At 72.6% G+C, this 16668-nt stretch carries 12 protein-coding genes; 6 read left to right on the top strand and 6 right to left on the bottom strand.

The features are described 5' to 3' along the window. Window positions 1-21: 21 nt before the first annotated feature. The gene (locus ACZ4TO_RS35575) at window positions 22-1179 is read left to right on the top strand and encodes a D-alanine--D-alanine ligase family protein (protein ID WP_382790896.1); all 1158 of its coding nucleotides are present in this window, start codon (window positions 22-24) and stop codon (window positions 1177-1179) included. A 21-nt stretch (window positions 1180-1200) separates the two neighbouring features. On the opposite strand, the gene ACZ4TO_RS35570 is transcribed toward ACZ4TO_RS35575, so the two are convergent. Next, complete coding sequence (locus ACZ4TO_RS35570) at window positions 1201-1710, bottom strand: DUF3515 domain-containing protein (RefSeq protein ID WP_382790892.1); 510 nt, start codon at window positions 1708-1710, stop codon at window positions 1201-1203. A 20-nt stretch (window positions 1711-1730) separates the two neighbouring features. Then, window positions 1731-1964 (bottom strand): Lrp/AsnC family transcriptional regulator, encoded by a 234-nt coding sequence (locus ACZ4TO_RS35565; RefSeq protein WP_028802415.1) that lies wholly within the window; start codon window positions 1962-1964, stop codon window positions 1731-1733. 206 nt (window positions 1965-2170) lie between these two features. Between ACZ4TO_RS35565 and ACZ4TO_RS35560 the strand changes: the two genes are divergently transcribed. Beyond that, window positions 2171-3136 carry a thiamine-phosphate kinase gene (locus ACZ4TO_RS35560; RefSeq protein ID WP_382790889.1) on the top strand — a complete coding sequence of 322 codons (966 nt, stop codon included), beginning with the start codon at window positions 2171-2173 and terminating at the stop codon, window positions 3134-3136. Window positions 3137-3272: 136 nt separating this feature from the next. Here the strand turns inward: ACZ4TO_RS35560 and rpmB are convergent, their stop codons facing one another. Further along, the gene (gene rpmB / locus ACZ4TO_RS35555; protein WP_037625034.1) at window positions 3273-3458 is read right to left on the bottom strand and encodes a 50S ribosomal protein L28; all 186 of its coding nucleotides are present in this window, start codon (window positions 3456-3458) and stop codon (window positions 3273-3275) included. A gap of 261 nt (window positions 3459-3719) precedes the next feature. Between rpmB and ACZ4TO_RS35550 the strand changes: the two genes are divergently transcribed. Then, entirely contained in the window at window positions 3720-5618 is a 1899-nt protein-coding gene (locus ACZ4TO_RS35550; protein ID WP_468026361.1) for a DAK2 domain-containing protein, read from the top strand. Between the two features lie 19 nt (window positions 5619-5637). On the opposite strand, the gene ACZ4TO_RS35545 is transcribed toward ACZ4TO_RS35550, so the two are convergent. Further along, window positions 5638-6564, bottom strand: coding sequence for a DMT family transporter (locus tag ACZ4TO_RS35545; protein WP_468026360.1), 927 nt, complete (start codon window positions 6562-6564; stop codon window positions 5638-5640). Between the two features lie 80 nt (window positions 6565-6644). On the opposite strand from ACZ4TO_RS35545, the gene ACZ4TO_RS35540 reads away from it, so the two are divergent. Further along, the gene (locus tag ACZ4TO_RS35540; protein WP_382790882.1) at window positions 6645-7571 is read left to right on the top strand and encodes a LysR family transcriptional regulator; all 927 of its coding nucleotides are present in this window, start codon (window positions 6645-6647) and stop codon (window positions 7569-7571) included. Between the two features lie 41 nt (window positions 7572-7612). Here the strand turns inward: ACZ4TO_RS35540 and ACZ4TO_RS35535 are convergent, their stop codons facing one another. Both ACZ4TO_RS35535 and ACZ4TO_RS35530 read right to left on the bottom strand, forming a co-directional pair. Beyond that, complete coding sequence (locus ACZ4TO_RS35535; protein ID WP_468026359.1) at window positions 7613-10777, bottom strand: tetratricopeptide repeat protein; 3165 nt, start codon at window positions 10775-10777, stop codon at window positions 7613-7615. Next, complete coding sequence (locus tag ACZ4TO_RS35530; protein WP_468026358.1) at window positions 10774-12612, bottom strand: HSP90 family protein; 1839 nt, start codon at window positions 12610-12612, stop codon at window positions 10774-10776. Before ACZ4TO_RS35530 ends, ACZ4TO_RS35535 begins: the two co-directional genes overlap by 4 nt. A gap of 166 nt (window positions 12613-12778) precedes the next feature. Here ACZ4TO_RS35530 and ACZ4TO_RS35525 point away from each other — a divergent pair, with 166 nt between their 5' ends. Both ACZ4TO_RS35525 and rsmD read left to right on the top strand, forming a co-directional pair. Continuing rightward, window positions 12779-16006, top strand: a complete 3228-nt coding sequence (locus ACZ4TO_RS35525; RefSeq protein ID WP_468026357.1) for a helicase-related protein — start codon at window positions 12779-12781, stop codon at window positions 16004-16006. Window positions 16007-16073: 67 nt separating this feature from the next. Then, entirely contained in the window at window positions 16074-16661 is a 588-nt protein-coding gene (gene rsmD / locus ACZ4TO_RS35520) for a 16S rRNA (guanine(966)-N(2))-methyltransferase RsmD (RefSeq protein ID WP_468026356.1), read from the top strand. The last annotated feature ends 7 nt before the right edge of the window (window positions 16662-16668 follow it).

Raw genomic sequence — 16668 nt, 5'->3', positions numbered from 1 at the left:
ACCGGGTACTCTCAACGCGATATGAGCACCGAGAACCTCCCCCAGAGCCCTGAGCGGCCGACGCGCAAGCCGCGCGTGGCCGTCGTCTTCGGCGGCCGCAGCTCCGAACACGGGATCTCCGTGGTCACCGCCGGCGCCGTCCTGAGCGCCATCGACCGTACGAAATACGACGTACTGCCGATCGGCATCACCCAGGACGGCCGTTGGGCGCTCACCGCGGACGAGCCGGAACGCATGGCGATCGTCGACCGCAAGCAGCCGAGCGTCGAGCAGCTCGCCGAGTCCGGTGAGGGCGGCGTGGTGCTCCCCGTCGACCCGGCCAACCGCGAAGTCGTCTACAACGAGCCCGGGTCGGTCCCCAAGGCGCTCGGCGAGGTCGACGTCGTCTTCCCGATGCTGCACGGCCCGTACGGCGAGGACGGCACCCTCCAGGGCCTCCTGGAGCTGTCCGGCGTCCCCTACGTCGGCTCGGGCGTCCTCGCCTCGGCCGTCGGCCAGGACAAGGACTACATGAAGCGGGTGTTCACCTCGTTCGGGCTGAAGGTGGGCCCGTACGTGGTGATCCGGCCGCGCGAGTGGCAGCAGGACGAGTCCGCCGCCCGCAAGAAGATCGTCGACTTCGCGGGCGAGCACGGCTGGCCGCTCTTCGTGAAGCCCGCGCGCGCGGGTTCGTCGTTCGGCATCACGAAGGTCGACGACCTCGCGGGCCTCGACGACGCCATCGCGGAGGCCCAGCGCCACGACCCGAAGATCATCGTCGAGGCGCTGCTGCGCGGCCGCGAGATCGAGTGCGGGGTCCTGGAGTTCGAGGACGGGCCGCGCGCCTCGGTCCCCGCCGAGATCCCGCCCGTGCAGTCGCACGCGTTCTACGACTTCGAGGCCAAGTACATCGACGCCGCCGACGGGATCGTGCCGGCGCCGCTCACCGAGGAGCAGACCGCCGAGGTCCGCCGGCTGGCCGTCGAGGCCTTCGAGGCGGCCTCCTGCGAGGGTCTGGTCCGCGCGGACTTCTTCCTCACCGAGGACGGCGAGTTCGTCATCAACGAGATCAACACCATGCCGGGCTTCACGCCGATCTCCATGTACCCGCGGATGTGGCGGGAGACGGGCGTCGGCTACGCGGAGCTCGTCGACCGTCTGATCCAGGCGGCACTGCGGCGGTCCACCGGGCTGCGCTGAGCGGCCCGCGGGACCAGGACGTCAGTCGGCGATCCCTTCGGGGATCGCCTTCTTGACGGAGGGGGCCAGGTCGACGAGCACACCGGAGGCGTCGGCGCCCTTCGGCACGGTGACCTGGACGTAGGCCAGACGCGAAGCGGTGGTGAGACGGGTCGTCCCGTCGTCCTGCTGCTCCATCAGCCAGTCGACGCCGTTCACTCCTCCGGCCACGGCCTTCGGGTCGTCGCCCGCCGCGACCTTGGGGTCGGTCATCTTCGGCGGCCGCTCGACACCGCAGCGCAGTATGATCGCCGGGCTTCCCCAGCCCGCGGTCAGCGCGGACCGGGGCTCAGGGTCCTCACGGTGACGGCCGTCCACGGTCCGCGGCAGCGCCTTGTCCAGGTTCTGGCACAGCCCGGTGACCTTAGTGTCCGGACTCGGAACCGCGACGGACGCGCTGTCGTCTGCTGAGGAGCAGCCCGCGATCGCGATCAGCGCCGCGAGAACGGGCAGCCCGGGGGAAGCGGCGTGCCGGTGACGGAAGAAGTTCACCGGCCAAGGGTAGACGGGGGCTACAGGTGCACGACCGGACAGGTCAGGGTGCGGGTGATGCCGTCCACCTGCTGGACCTTGGCCACCACCATGCGACCGAGTTCGTCCACGGTGTCGGCCTGGGCCCGCACGATCACGTCGTACGGTCCGGTCACGTCCTCGGCCTGGATCACCCCCGGGATCTTGCTGATCGTCTCGGCGACGGTCGACGCTTTGCCGACCTCCGTCTGGATCAGGATGTACGCCTGTACCACGGAACCTCCAGGGCGGCCACGAGGATCATGTGGGGAAAAGGAACGCCACGGTATCGCGTTGCCGCGCGCCGCGGGGAGACCCGCGGTGACTGGGGCTCGCGCGCCGGGGTGGAGGGACTGCGCAAGTTGACGGTCAACTCGACCGTACCGAGTACTCAGACGGCTCGCGACCGGGCACGAGCAGCGACAGAGGGAGCACGACGATCATGAAGGGCACCGTGGGCGAGTTGGGGGAGTTCGGGCTCATCCGAGAGCTCACCTCGCGCCTCACCACCACCCCGGCGGTCCGGGTCGGCCCCGGCGACGACGCCGCGGTGGTGGCAGCGCCGGACCGCAGGGTCGTGGCGAGCACCGACATCCTCCTCGAAGGACGTCACTTCCGCCGCGACTGGTCCACGGCGTACGACGTCGGCCGCAAGGCCGCCGCGCAGAACCTCGCGGACATCGCCGCGATGGGCGCCGTGCCGACCGCGCTGCTGCTCGGCCTGGTCGTGCCCGCCGAACTCCCGGCCACCTGGCCCTCGGAGCTGATGGACGGGCTGCGCGACGAGTGCCAGGTCGCGGGCGCGGCCGTGGTCGGCGGGGATGTCGTACGGGGCGAGACCATCACCGTCGCCATCACGGCGCTCGGCGATCTGCGCAACCACGAGCCGGTCACCCGGGCCGGCGCGCAGCCCGGTGACGTCGTCGCCGTGACGGGCTGGCTGGGCTGGTCCGCGGCCGGGTTCGCGGTGCTCTCCCGGGGCTTCCGTTCGCCGCGCGCGTTCGTCGAGGCCCACCGCCGGCCCGAACCGCCGTACCACGCCGGTCCGGCCGCCGCCGGGCTCGGCGCGACCTCGATGACGGACGTCAGCGACGGCCTGATCGCCGACCTCGGGCACATCGCCGAGGCCAGCAAGGTGCGCATCGACATCCGCTCCGGCGACATCGACATCCCCTCGCAGATGAACGACATCGGCCAGGCCGTCGGCGTCGACCCCATCCAGTGGGTGCTCACCGGTGGCGAGGACCACGCGATCGTCGCCACCTTCCCGCCGGACGTGAAGCTGCCCGCGCGCTGGAAGGTGATCGGCGAGGTGCTCAACCCGTCGGCCCTGCCGCGGGTGACCGTGGACGGCGCTCCCTGGACGAGCAAGGGCGGCTGGGACCACTTCGGGGACATCGAGTCCTGAGGCTTCCGGCGTCCGGGGTGCACACCTCGGACGCCGGGGGCGCCACCCATGGCACGAGGGCAGCAAAAAACCCGCCCACCGTGAGGTGGACGGGTTCAGTGCAAGCGAACCAGCAGTGGCCGCGCGCTAGCGGTTGTCAGCGCGTGACCTTGCCGGCCTTGATGCACGAGGTGCAAGCGTTCACGCGCTTCGGCGTCCCGCCCACCACGGTACGGACGCGCTGGATGTTGGGGTTCCAGCGACGCGGTGTACGGCGGTGCGAGTGCGAGATGTTGTTGCCGAAGCCCGGCCCCTTGCCGCAGACGTCGCAGTTGGCAGCCACGGGTCACTCCAAAGACTTCAGATGCACTTACGGTTGATCCCGGCATGCCGAGGATCAAGATCTAGGATCTGAGGGGCGCTGCCAGGGGGATGGCCCGATCGGATCGGGCAACTGGAGCAGCATACAACGACTGCGTCCGGAGAACGAAACTACCATGACCTGCCGGTTGACGGCCCACCCGCGGGGGCCGGGGCCCTCTACCGGCAGTAACCCCTTCTGGGACTACGCTGCCTCCCACGTCCAGCAGCTCAAGGAGGCCAGGTGCCGCAGGTGCCGCAGACATTCGATGCTCTCGCGGTGCGCACCTGGTGCGGGCTCGCGCTGGAGGCCCTCGGCCGCGCGCGCGAGGAGATCGACGCGATCAATGTCTACCCGGTCGCCGACGGGGACACCGGGACGAACCTGTATCTGACCCTGGAGTCGGCCGCGGCGGCGGTCGAGGCGGTGTTCGCGGCCCACGAGGCGGTGGCCGCACCGGCGCCCGGGACGGCGCGGGGGCCCGTGGCCGCGGCGGGGACCGGGACCGGGGAGAGGTCAGGGGCCGCGGGGGCCGGGGCCGGTGAAGACCGTGAGGGCTCCCTCGCCGACGGAGATCGTGAGGTCTCCCTCGCCGACGCCATCAGGGCCATGGCCCACGGGGCCCTGATCGGGGCCCGGGGCAACTCCGGGACCATCCTCGCGCAGCTCCTGCGGGGCATGGCCCAGGTGCTCGCGGCCGACGGTGAGACCGCTCACACCGACGGCCGGGGCCTGTGCCTGGCCCTGCGCAACGCGGCCGACTCCGCCCGCGGGGCCGTCGCACACCCCGTCGAGGGCACGGTCCTCAGTGTCGCCTCGGCCGCCGCCGACGCCGCCTCCGGCACCGAGGGGGACTGCGGCGCCGTCGCGCTCGCGGCCTACGCGGGCGCCGGCACCGCGCTCTCCGCCACCACCGGACAGCTCGCCGTCCTGGAGCACGCCGGTGTGGTCGACGCGGGCGGGCGGGGACTGGTGGCGGTGCTCGCCGCACTTGTGCAGACGTTCACGGGAGAGGCGCCGCGGCCGTTCACGGCCTCCGCCGCCCCGTACGGGCCCGGAGAGGGGACCGCCCCCGGTGTCACGCGCGTCCCCGGCACCACGGACCTGCCCGGCTCCGCCGGGACACCGGACGCCGCTCCCGGGACCGCGACGCGAGGGCCGGACGGCCAGGGCGCCGACGCGGCACCCGCCTGCGGGGACGGGGGAGCGGAGAGCGGTCATCCCGCCTTCGAGGTGATCTACCTCCTGGAGGCGCAGGACGCCGCCGTGGACCGTCTGCGGGACCGGCTCGACGGCCTCGGCGACTCCCTCGTCGTGGTCGGCGGCGACGGCCTGTGGAACGTCCATGTGCACGTGGACGACGCGGGCGCGGCCGTCGAGGCGGGCGTCGAGGCGGGGCGTCCGCACCGCATCCGGATCACCCACTTCGGGCTCGGCGACGCCCACACCGCGGGGGCGGGACGACCGCCCCGGGAGCGGACACAGCGAGCCGTCGTGGCCGTCGTGCCCGGCGAGGGCCTCGCCGGGCTGTACACGGAGGCCGGGGCGACCACCGTGCTCGCGCGTCCGGGGGAGCCGCCCGCCAGCGGGGAACTCGTGGCGGCCGTACGCCGGGCCCACGCGCGCGAGGTGGTGCTGCTGCCCAACGACGCGGACCTGCGGCACACAGCGGCGGCGGCCGCCGAACAGGCCCGCGCCGAGGGCGTCCGGGTCGCGCTGATCCCGACCCGCTCGGCCGTGCAGGGCATCGCCGCGCTGGCCGTGCACGAGGCGGAGCGCCGCTTCGACGAGGACGTCGTCGCCATGACGTCCGCCGCGGGCGCCACCCGCTACGCCGAAGTCGCCGTCGCCGAGCGGCAGTCCTGGACGATGGCCGGCATCTGCCAGGCCGGGGACGTCCTCGGCCTCATCGACGGTGACGTCGCCGTCATCGGCGCCGACGTGACCGCCACGGCGGAGACCGTCCTCGACCGCATGCTCGCCGCGGGCGGCGAGATGGTCACCCTCGTCCTCGGCGACGACGCCCCCGAGAGCATCGCCGCGCACCTGGAGGCACGGGTTCGGGAGTCCTACCTCGCGGTGGACACCGTGGTGTACCGGGGCGGACGCCAGGGCGCGCTGTTGCTGATCGGGGTCGAGTAGCGGCCCTCGGCGCCGGCGGTCAGGCGCTCGCGGGCACCTCGGCCGGCCGGAGGACCTCCGGGGTCACGGCCGACCGGTGGGCGCGTTCGACCGCCTGCCCCCAGTAGGTCCCGGCGACCATGAGCAGGGCGCCCAGAGCGGTGAGGGCCGTCAGGTGTTCGCCGCCCAGGACGACACCGACCGCGACGGCCCAGACCGGCTCGGTGCCCAGCAGCAGGCTGACCCGGCTGGCGGAGCTGCGCTGCACCGCCCAGGTCTGCGCGAGGAAGGCGAACAGGCCGCAGAACAGGGCGAGATAGAAGAGCCGCGCCCAGCCGCCCGCGTCGACCCCGCCGAGCGTCGTCAGGGTGCCCGCGACGGGCACCGCGAACAGGACGGCGCCGACGAGCGTCTGCACGGCCGTGACCTGCAACGGCCGCACCGGGTGACGGGCGGTGAGCCGTCCCACCAGGGCCACATGGGCCGCGCGGACCAGCGCGGCGGCGAGGATCAGCAGGTCGCCGCCGCCGGGCGAGTGGAAGCCGCTGCCGGACACGAGAAGGACGACGGCGAGCAGACACAGGCCGGTCGCGGCGAAATAGCGGGGCGGCAGCCCCGGCCCGCCCGACGTACGGTCCAGCAGCGGGGTGAGCACGATCGTGAGGCTGATCAGCAGGCCCGCGTTGGCGGCGCTGGTGTGGGCGACCCCGTACGTCTCCAGGACCAGGACGGCCGCCTGGGTGACCCCCAGCACCGCCCCGACCCGCAGTTCGTCGCGGGTGCAGCGCCGTGTCCGGCAGCGGACGCCGAGGAGCGCGACACAGGCCACGGCCGAGATGCCGTACCGCGCGAACAGGACGAGCAGGACGGGGAGAGCCGACGTGGCGGACTTGGCGGCCAGATAACTGGAACCCCAGACGACGGCGACAAGGAGAAGCACCGCGTCGGTGCTGCGGACTCGGGACACGCCCACACGCTCCCCCACTCCGACCCTGAAGCCCAGAGCGAAGTTCTTCAAGGTCTTTTAAGCATCACTACAATGAACGGGTGAACGAGCGGCAGTTGCGGATCCTGCGTGAACTGGGCGAGCTGGGAAGTGTCACCGCCGTGGCGGAGGCGCTGCTGATGACCCCCTCGGCGATCTCGCAGCACCTGCGCCTGCTGCAACGCGCTATTCCGGTCCCGCTCACCGAACGCGAAGGCCGGCGGCTGGTGCTCACCGACGCCGGACGGGTGCTCGCCGGTGCCGCGATCGAGGTGGAGAGCGCCCTGGCCAGGGCACGGCACTGCGTGGACGAGTTCGTGGACGAGCCGGCCGGAGACGTGTCCATCGCCGCCTTCCACAGCGCGGCCGCCACGTTCTTCCCGGTCCTGCTGCGCGACCGGGCCGCGACGGCGCCGAGGCTCGCGCTCGCCGACGAGGACGTGGCGCAGGACCACTTCCCCCGGCTGACCCGGGACTACGACCTCGTGGTCGCCCACCATCTCGCGCACACGCCGCCCTGGCCGCGCACCGTCACCGCGACCACGCTGCTGAGCGAACCTCTCGACGTCGCGCTGCCGGCCGGCCACCCGCTGGCCCGCGAGGCGAGCCTGACGCCGCACGACGTCGCGGCGCTGCCCTGGATCACCGTGCACGACGGGTTCCCGCTGATGGCCACCGTCGACGCCGTCGCGACCGCCGCGAACCGGCGGCTCGACATCGTCCACCGCATCAACGAGTTCGCGGTGGTCGCGGAGACCGTCGCCGCCGGAGGCGGTATCGCCCTGATGCCCCGCTGGACCACCCGCCCGCATCCCGCGCTGGTCCTCAGACCCCTGACCGGGGTCCACGCCGTACGCCGCATCGACGTGCTCCACCGTCCCGAGCGCGCGGCCCGCAAGGCCGTACGCACGGTCCTCGACGAACTGCGCCGCGCGGCCGAGACGATCCGCGCCGCCGACCACCCGCATCCCGCCGGCGCCGGTCCATAGAGTCCGGCGTTCCGGCGACGACGGGAACGGCCGGACCGGCCCTAGGACCCGTCCGAGCCCGCGTTCTCCATCAGCGTGACCATCTTCTCGGCCTCCGCCCGCCGGGACCGGGCGAGCTCCCCGTCCAGCCGGGCGCACGCGGCGAGGACCGTGCGGGCGCGGGCCGAGGCGGCCTCGTGCCGACCCAGGTCGGCCTCCAGCCAGCCGGCCGCCAGTTCGGCGCCCGTGCGGGCACCGAGCGAGAGGTCGCCGAGGGAGCCGAACACGCCGACCGCCCGGACCATGTGCCCGAGTGCCTCCTCGAACACCTCCCGCACGACGGCCTCTTCCGCGTCCTCCGCCACGGAACGGGCCAACAGGTCGCCGAACTGACGGTGGGTGTGCCCGAGTTCGGCGAGGCCACGAAGCCCCGCGTCCGCTCCGCCGTCCGCGCCACCGGCATCGCCACCGGCTCCGCCACAGCCACCGGCACCCTCTCCGGCTCCGGCTCCGGTTCCGGTTCCGGTTTCGGCTCCGGCTCCGGCATCGCCACCGGCACCCGCTCCCGCCCGCGCGGCAGACTCGCACTCCCGGATCGCCAGTGCCATCAGCTCCCGCGCCTCGCCGAGCCCGCCGTCCCGCCGGGCCGCGCCCCACGCGCGGGCCCGGAGCGTGCGGACGAGCCCGTCCACGTCGCCCAGCTCGCGCCACAGGTCGCACGCACGGACGTACGCCTGATCGGCCTGCGCGCCCAGCCCCGCGTGCGTGAGGGCCTCGGCCGCCAGGTTCGCGAGCATCGCGTGGTCACGCTGCTCGGGCCAGTGCCGGGCGATGTCGGCGGCCCGCAGCCAGTGTCCGGCGGCCTCGCGGTGTTCGCCGAGCTCGGTGAGACAGTCGCCGAGCCACCAGCGCGTCTGCACGATCGCGCCCTCGCCGTGCATCTCGGCGGTCAGGTCCGGCAGCGCCGACTCCAGGATCTCGGCGGCCTCCGCCCACCGGCCGAGCCGCAGCAGGAAATCACCCAGGTGGTGACGCGCCCAGGCCCCGAACGTGGCCGCCTCGCCCGCCTCGTCGGCCCAGTGCGCGGCCTCCAGGGCGTGCTCCGAGGCCGGGCCGAAGCGCCCGGTGGCCGCGAGTGTCTCGGCGAGCCGGAGATGGAGCTGGGCATGGCCCATCGGCTCCAGATGGGACCCTCCGTGGTCCAGCGCGTCGAGCGTCGCCCGTTCCGCCGCCTCCAGGTCGCCGAGATGCGTCGCGATCCCGGCGAGCCGGGAGTCGTACTCGACGGCGAACCACGGCAGCCCCGCCGCCACGTACCCGTCGACGGCGCGCCGGAGGAATCCGGCGGCCCCTTCGGCGTCGTCGGCGCGGGCGGCGAGCTCTCCGAGCATCGCGTACGCCTCGGCGGCCCGCGACGCGAGGCCCACGTCGTCCCCGGCGTGCGGCTCCGCGAGGTCCAGCAGCTCCCGCGCGGCCTCCTCCGCGGCGACCATCACATCGGCCTCGGAGTACCAGTCGGTGTCGGTGTCGGTCTCGCCGCCGGTGGCGGGCAGGGGGTGCCCGTTCACCGCGTCGGACTCCAGCTCGTCCACCCGCCGCATCAGCGTCCGGGCCCGGCTCACCAGCACGGACGCCGTCTGCGAGACCTGTGTCCCGCCCTCCGCGAACAGGGCGAGCGCCCGCGCGCGCAGCTCCGTGACGACCTCCAGCGACTGCGCGGACCCGCCCGACAGCGCCTGGACGTACGCGGCGCGGGAACGGGCCGCCAGCGCCTCACCGGGGTCGCCCGCCTCGGCGTACAGAGCGGCGGCCCGCTGGAAGAGCGCGGCGCCCTCCGGCCCGAGACCCATCGCCGCGTGATCGGCGATCTCCGCGCGGTCGCGGACCTCCAGCTCGTGGCCCTCGGCGGCGCGCGAGACCGCCGCCCACGCCTCGACCGCGTCCGGGTTCCGCAGCGCCGAGAGCCGCCGGGCCTCGGCGAGCAGGGCTTCCAGCGTGTCCGGGCCCGGTCGGGCGGCGGCCTCCGCCACCGTCCGCCCCGAGGCCGAGGCCGAGGCCGAGGCCGCGGCCGAGGGCACGGGCACCTGCGGACGCGCACCCGCGCGTGCCGGCGCCGCGGACCGGACGCCCAGCGGCAGCCGGCCGACGAGCACCGGCTGGTCCATGCGGGCGCGGGTCCGCTCCCCGACGTACGACGTGCCGTTGCGGTCGTCGAACCGCGCGGCCAGCACGAGCGCCTCCCCGCGCGCGTGCACGGCGAGTTCCGCGGCCGTCCACGCCCGCCCCGCGGGCCCTGGAACCGGCTGCCCGCCGAGCCCGAGCGCGGTCAGCCGGTCCATCGTGAGCGCCACGACCGCCATGAAGTCCAGTTTGCTGCGCGGATCCCCGGAGTCCGTGAAATAGGCCGGTCGTTCCGCGAGCAGTTCCAGGGCGCGCGCCTCGTTGCCGGTCAGAGCGCAGAACTCCACATGGTCCGCGTACGCGCCGCGCATGCTCTCCATGGCCCGCACCAGCCGGAAGCCCCGCAGATGATGGGCGCGCGCCTCCTCGACGCGTCCCAGGCGCAGCAGCGGCAGCAGGGAGGACGCGAGGACGGTGTGCGGCTCGTGGGCGCAGGTGTACTCGCCCTGGAGCACCGGCGCCCACAGCTCCAGCGCCTCCAGGTCCGCGTCGCGCACCGCGCGCCACCAGCCCTGCCCGTGCAGTTCGCACGCGTGGCAGTCGGCCATCGAGTCGCGGTCCGCCGCCAGCCAGGCGCCGTACGCCCGGTCGGCGCGCCCCAGATCGCCCAGATGGGCGGCGACACTGAACTCGGCGCTGCGCACGGCCCGTTCGGAGTGACCGGCGAGACGGTAGCGCCGCTCCATCTCGCCGAGCCACTTCTCTATGGAGGCGAGCGGAACGTGCGGCTGGTCGAGCATGCCCGCCGACATCCACTTGAAGACCCAGTGCAGGGAGTGGATCTCGAACTCGTCGAAGTCCTCGGGGTGTTCGTCCCACATGCGCAGCAGGCGCGCGAAGGGGACGAACATCTTGTCCTTCTCGGAGCTGTAGTTGTAGACCTTGAGCTGGTGTCCGAGCGCCTCGATCACGGCGAGCGGGATGTCCAGCCCCTCGGCCTCCACGAGCAGTTGTTCCGCGCGCGCGTTGCGGCCGGGCCCCTCGGGCTGCTCGTAGTTGTCCGCCATCGCCCGGCGCAGCGTGTCGAAGTCCATGGCCGGGGTCATCGGCGGTCGTCCTTTCCGGGGTCGGTGTGGGTGGCCCATTCCAGGAGGCCGATGAAGGCGCGGTTCAGGAGCGCCGAGTCCGCGGGCCGCAGCGGGCGCTGGGCCATCAGCAGGGCCTGTCCGTACAGGGACTCCGTGGCCGTTCCGACGAGGTCCGGATCACCGAGCGAACTGATCCTGCGGATCAGCGGGTTGAGATGGTTGAGGACCAGACGCGCGCGCGGCGCGCTGCCGCGCAGCGAGCCGAGGATGCCCGCCCACAGGTCGTCGGCCTGCTCCTCCGCCTCCGCCCGGGCCTGTTCGTGACGGGCCGCCCGGTCGTCCAGGTGCAGGGCGGGCACCGACAGCGGGTGGAAGGCGCGCAGCACGACGTCGCAGTTCAGCGGGTCGAGCCGGGCCCGCGCGGCGGCGAGGAAGCCGGCCAGCGCCAGCTCCTCGGCCGGGTCGACCGTGTCCAGGTGGGCCGTGACGGTGTCCGCGTCCAGCTCCGAGACGGCCGTACCCGGACGGACGGCGGGCAGTGCCTCGATCAGCTCGCTGTCGTACGTGTAGCCGCCGTTGACGACCCCGACCCCCTGCGCGGAGGCGATCGGCGCGACCTGCCGGTACTCCTCCACGGTCCGCGTGAAGTGCACCACCGGGTGCCGCTGCGCGAACTCCTCCAGGGACAGCCGTCCGTCGGTCGTCTCGAAGGGCAGCCACGGCAGCATCGTGCGCAGCATCCCGGTGTCGTGCCGCGCCAGCGACTTCACTCCCAGGTGGTGCACGGACAGGAAGGCGGCCAGCCGTTCCGGTTCACCCGCCGCGAGTCCGGTCAGCCAGGACCGGATGCGCTCGCCCAGCGCCTCCCGTACGGCGGCGAGGGTCTCGTCCTCGTACAGCGACTCGCGCGACGCGGTGGGCCGCAGGCTGTCCGTGTCGAGGACGCAGCGCACGAAGAACGCCCAGTCCGGCAGGAGCTGTTCGGCCCGTTCGGTGAGCAGCATGCCCTTCAGGTGCACGCGGTGGCTCGCGCGCTGGGCGGGACTGACCGCCGTCGGCAGCACATAGGCCACACCGCGGATCCCGGCGAGCGGGACGTCCAGGTCGATCGAGTCCAGCGGAGTGAACCCGAACAGCTCCCGGCAGTGCCGGGCCAGGGCGACCCGCCGGGCGGAGGGGCTCGGGTGGCGCCGGTCCCAGGGCGCGGGCAGGTCCGCGATCGCCTCGTCGCCGACCCGTACGTCGTACGGCAGCAGTGCCCCGAAGTCGCGCGCCAGCGACCGGACCCGCTCCGGGCTCAGCCACTCGCCGGCCCCGGCCCGCGCCACCAGGTGCACGGTGGTGCCCGGCTCGGTGCGCGCCTCCTGCGGCAGGGTCCGCACCGTGTACGAGCCGTCGTCGGCCGCCGTCCACTCGACCGGCGCCGCCTCGGGCGTACGGGCGCTGCGGCTGACCACCCGGATCCGCTCGGCTACGACGAAACACGCCAGCAGCCCGATGCCGAACTGCCCGAGGAAGTCCGAACGCGCCGACTCCAGACCGTCGTTCCGCTTGGAGCTGCGGCCGATGGTCGCCAGCAGACTGTGCACGTCGGACTCGGTGAGCCCGACGCCGGAGTCCTCCACCCGCAGGGTTCCGTCCTCGGCGTACAGCCGCACCGTGGCCGGGGCGTCCGGATCCTCGGCACGCCGCGCGGTGATCGCGTCGACGGCGTTCTGCAGCAGCTCGCGCAGATAGACCTTGGGGCTGGAGTAGAGGTGATGGGAGAGGAGGTCGACCAGACCGCGCAGGTCGACCTGGAACGTATGAGGTGACGGGGAGGCCTGGGACGGCTGTGAGGTCTGGGAGTCCATCGTCGCTGCGCCGGTCGGTGGGGGGACGGGCGACGGCGCGGGGTCGGGCGGTCCCGGAAGAGGTGACCGCGAAGAGGGCCGGAGCGCGTCATCCTAGGCCCGGAACGAGCCGTCTGACCAGCGGATTTCCCGGACGTATACGGCAATGTCAGTGCCGTGGTGTGCAATGGATCTCGTGCCCGTGCTCGAAGAACCACTGAAGAAGGCGCTCGGTCCCGCCACCGCGAAGGTGATGGCCGAGCACCTCGGCCTGCACACCGTCGGCGATCTGCTGCACCACTACCCCCGCAGATACGAGGAGCGCGGGCAGCTCACCCACCTCGCCGACCTGCCGATGGACGAGCATGTGACGGTGGTGGCCCAGGTCGCCGACGCCCGCCTGCACACCTTCGCCTCCTCCAAGGCGCCCCGCGGCAAGGGCCAGCGCCTCGAAGTGACCATCACGGACGGCAGCGGCCGGGTCCAGCTCGTCTTCTTCGGCAACGGCGTGCACAAGCCCCACAAGGACCTGCTGCCCGGCACCCGCGCGATGTTCTCCGGCAAGGCCTCCGTCTTCAACCGCCGCCTCCAGCTCGCCCACCCGGCCTACGAACTGCTGCGCGGCGAGGGCGACGAGGCCGCGGAGAGCGTCGACAGCTGGGCGGGCGCCCTCATCCCGATCTACCCGGCCACCGCCAAGCTGGAGTCCTGGAAGATCGCCAAGTCCGTGCAGACGGTGCTGCCCAGTGCCCAGGAAGCGGTCGACCCCCTCCCGGACTCGCTGCGGGACGGCCGCGGTCTGGTCACCCTCCCCGAGGCACTCCTCAAGATCCACCGCCCGCACACCAAGGCGGACGTCCACGACGCCCGCGCCCGCCTCAAGTGGGACGAGGCCTTCGTCCTCCAGGTCGCCCTGGCCCGCCGCCGGCACGCCGACGCCCAGCTCCCGGCCGTCGCCCGCACCCCCGCCCCGGACGGCCTGCTGACCGCCTTCGACGCCCGGCTGCCCTTCACCCTCACCGAGGGCCAGCAGAAGGTCTCCAAGGAGATCTTCGACGGCCTGGCCACCGAACACCCGATGCACCGACTGCTCCAGGGGGAGGTGGGTTCCGGGAAGGCTCAGCCCCTTGACGCGACCGTGTTGACACCCACGGGTTTCCGGCGGATGGGAGACCTGCGGGAAGGCGACGAAGTGGTCGTGCCCGACGGCGAGATCGCCGTGATCGACGGGATCTTTCCGCAGGGAGAGCGCGACGTCTGGCGCTTGGTCCTCTCCGACGGAAGTTCGGTGGAGTGCGACGACGAACACCTGTGGATCGTCGGGACGAGCTGTGGGTGGCATCGCGGCCAGGCGCCCAAGACGATGACCACCAGGGAGATCCGGCTCGACACGTTCAAGGCGAACGGATCTTCGAAGTGGTACATCCCTCCCGCGGTGCCCGTCGACATCGGACCGGACTTCGAGCTGCCCCTGGATCCCTACCTTTTCGGGCTGCTGCTGGGTGACGGTTCATTCCGGCACAACCTGCGTCTTTCGACGATCGACGACGAGATCCGCGACGCGGCGGCGAGCGCCATCGCCCCGGACTGCCTGCTGGTTCCTGTGAAGGGATCCCGTTGTGACTACACGATCCAGTTGAAGGAGCGCTCCGGAGGCGTACGAAATCCAGTCATCCAGGCTCTGCGGAACCTGGGTCTCTGGGGAATGACCTCGCACGGCAAATTCATCCCTGATCAGTTCAAGAACACGTCCATCAAGAACCGTCTCGCCCTCCTCCAAGGACTCCTGGACACGGACGGAACGGTGCACAAGGACGGTCTGAGCATTTCCCTCTGCTCCGCGTCGCTCAGGCTCGCCGACGACGTCGCCTGGTTGGTGCGCTCCCTGGGCGGACGGGCTCGCGTGCTGCCGAAAAAGGCGGCTTTCAACGTCTCGGTGGCACTCCCCGCCGCATACGCGCCTTTCAGGCTGTCCCGTAAGGCCGATCGTGTCGGCCCCCGCCCGAAATACACCACGTTCCGACGAGGCATCCGGGCCGTGGAGTACGTCGGCCGTAAACCGGTCCAGTGCATCAGCGTCGCTCACCCGAGCCATGCCTACGTCACGGACAACTTCACCGTCACCCACAACACGATGGTCGCCCTGCGCGCCATGCTCGCCGTCGTCGACGCGGGTGGGCAGGCCGCGATGCTCGCGCCCACCGAGGTGCTCGCCCAGCAGCATCACCGGTCGGTCACCGAGATGATGGGCGAGCTGGCCCAGGGCGGCATGCTCGGCGGGGCCGAGCACGCGACGAAGGTCGTGCTCCTCACCGGATCCATGGGGGCGGCCGGCCGGCGCCAGGCGCTGCTCGACCTGGTCACCGGCGAGGCAGGGATCGTGATCGGCACCCACGCGCTGATCGAGGACAAGGTCCAGTTCCACGATCTGGGCCTGGTCGTGGTCGACGAACAGCACCGCTTCGGCGTCGAACAGCGCGACGCCCTGCGCGGCAAGGGAAAGCAGCCCCCGCACCTCCTGGTGATGACCGCCACGCCCATCCCGCGCACGGTCGCGATGACGGTCTTCGGCGACCTGGAGACCTCCGTGCTCGACCAGCTCCCCGCCGGACGCTCCCCGATCGCCAGCCATGTCGTCCCGGCCGCGGACAAGCCGCACTTCCTGTCGCGCGCGTGGGAGCGCGTGCGCGAGGAAGTGGAGAACGGCCATCAGGCGTACGTCGTCTGCCCCCGCATCGGCGACGAGGAGGACGACAAGAAGGGCGCCCGCAAGAAGTCCGCCGAGGACGAGGCGGAGAAGCGTCCGCCGCTGGCCGTCCTGGACGTCGCCGACCAGCTCGCCAAGGGTCCCCTCCAGGGCCTGCGGGTCGAGGTCCTGCACGGCAGGATGCACCCGGACGACAAGGACGCCGTCATGCGCCGCTTCGCCGCCGGCGAGACGCACGTCCTGGTCGCCACGACCGTGATCGAGGTCGGGGTGAACGTGCCGAACGCCACCGCCATGGTGATCATGGACGCCGACCGCTTCGGCGTCTCCCAGCTCCACCAGCTCCGCGGCCGGGTCGGCCGCGGCTCGGCGGCGGGACTGTGCCTGCTGGTCTCCGAGATGCCGGAGGCGAGCCCGGCCCGCCAGCGGCTGAACGCGGTGGCCTCGACCCTGGACGGCTTCGAACTCTCCCGCATCGACCTCGAACAGCGCCGCGAGGGCGACGTCCTCGGTCAGGCCCAGTCCGGTGTCCGCTCCTCGCTGCGCATGCTGGCCGTCATCGACGACGAGGAGATCATCGCGGAGGCCCGCGAGGAGGCCACCGCCGTGGTCGCCGCCGACCCGGACCTCACGGGCCTGCCCGGCCTGCGTGTGGCCCTGGACGCCCTGCTGGACGAGGAACGGGAGCAGTACCTGGACAAGGGCTGAGCGGCGGCGGGCGGTCGGCGGCTGAGAGACTGGGAGGAACCGACCACCCCCAGCGCAAAGGACCCTCATGACCCGCGTGATCGCCGGCCGGGCCGGCGGACGCCGTCTGGCCGTCCCGCCGGGCACCGGCACCCGCCCCACCTCCGACCGGGCGCGCGAGGGCCTCTTCTCCACCTGGCAGTCCCTGCTCGGCGGCCCGCTGGAGGGCGAGCGCGTGCTCGACCTGTACGCGGGCTCGGGCGCCGTCGGCCTGGAGGCGCTCAGCCGCGGTGCCGGCCACACCCTGCTCGTGGAGGCGGACGCCCGCGCGGCCAAGGTCATCCGCGACAACGTGAAGACGCTGGGCCTGCCCGGCGCCGAGGTCAGAGCGGGCAAAGCGGAGCAGATCGTCCGGACGGCGGCGCCGCAGGAGCCGTACGACCTGGTCTTCCTCGACCCTCCGTACGCCGTCGCGGACGACGATCTTCGGGAGATTCTGCTCACACTCCGCACCGGGGGCTGGCTCACGGCGGATGCGCTCGTCACCGTGGAGCGCAGCACAAGAGGCGGTGAGTTCGGCTGGCCCGAGGGTTTCGAGGCCGTCAGGGCCCGTCGTTACGGCGAGGGGACCTTTTGGTACGGTCGCGCCGCCTCTACGTGCGAAGACGCACGATGACCGGACC

The sequence above is a fragment of the Streptomyces sp. NPDC028298 genome (genome assembly GCF_055565895.1).
This window is presented reverse-complemented; position numbering and strand designations above follow the sequence as displayed.

Excerpts from the sequence above, each read along its gene's own strand:
- ACZ4TO_RS35575 (WP_382790896.1), top strand. The coding sequence starts at position 22 with ATGAGCACCGAGAACCTCCCCCAGAGCCCTGAGCGGCCGACGCGCAAG.
- ACZ4TO_RS35560 (WP_382790889.1), top strand. The coding sequence starts at position 2,171 with ATGAAGGGCACCGTGGGCGAGTTGGGGGAGTTCGGGCTCATCCGAGAG.
- ACZ4TO_RS35535 (WP_468026359.1), bottom strand. The coding sequence starts at position 10,777 with ATGACCCCGGCCATGGACTTCGACACGCTGCGCCGGGCGATGGCGGAC.
- ACZ4TO_RS35530 (WP_468026358.1), bottom strand. The coding sequence starts at position 12,612 with ATGGACTCCCAGACCTCACAGCCGTCCCAGGCCTCCCCGTCACCTCAT.
- ACZ4TO_RS35525 (WP_468026357.1), top strand. The coding sequence starts at position 12,779 with ATGGATCTCGTGCCCGTGCTCGAAGAACCACTGAAGAAGGCGCTCGGT.
- rsmD (WP_468026356.1), top strand. The coding sequence starts at position 16,074 with ATGACCCGCGTGATCGCCGGCCGGGCCGGCGGACGCCGTCTGGCCGTC.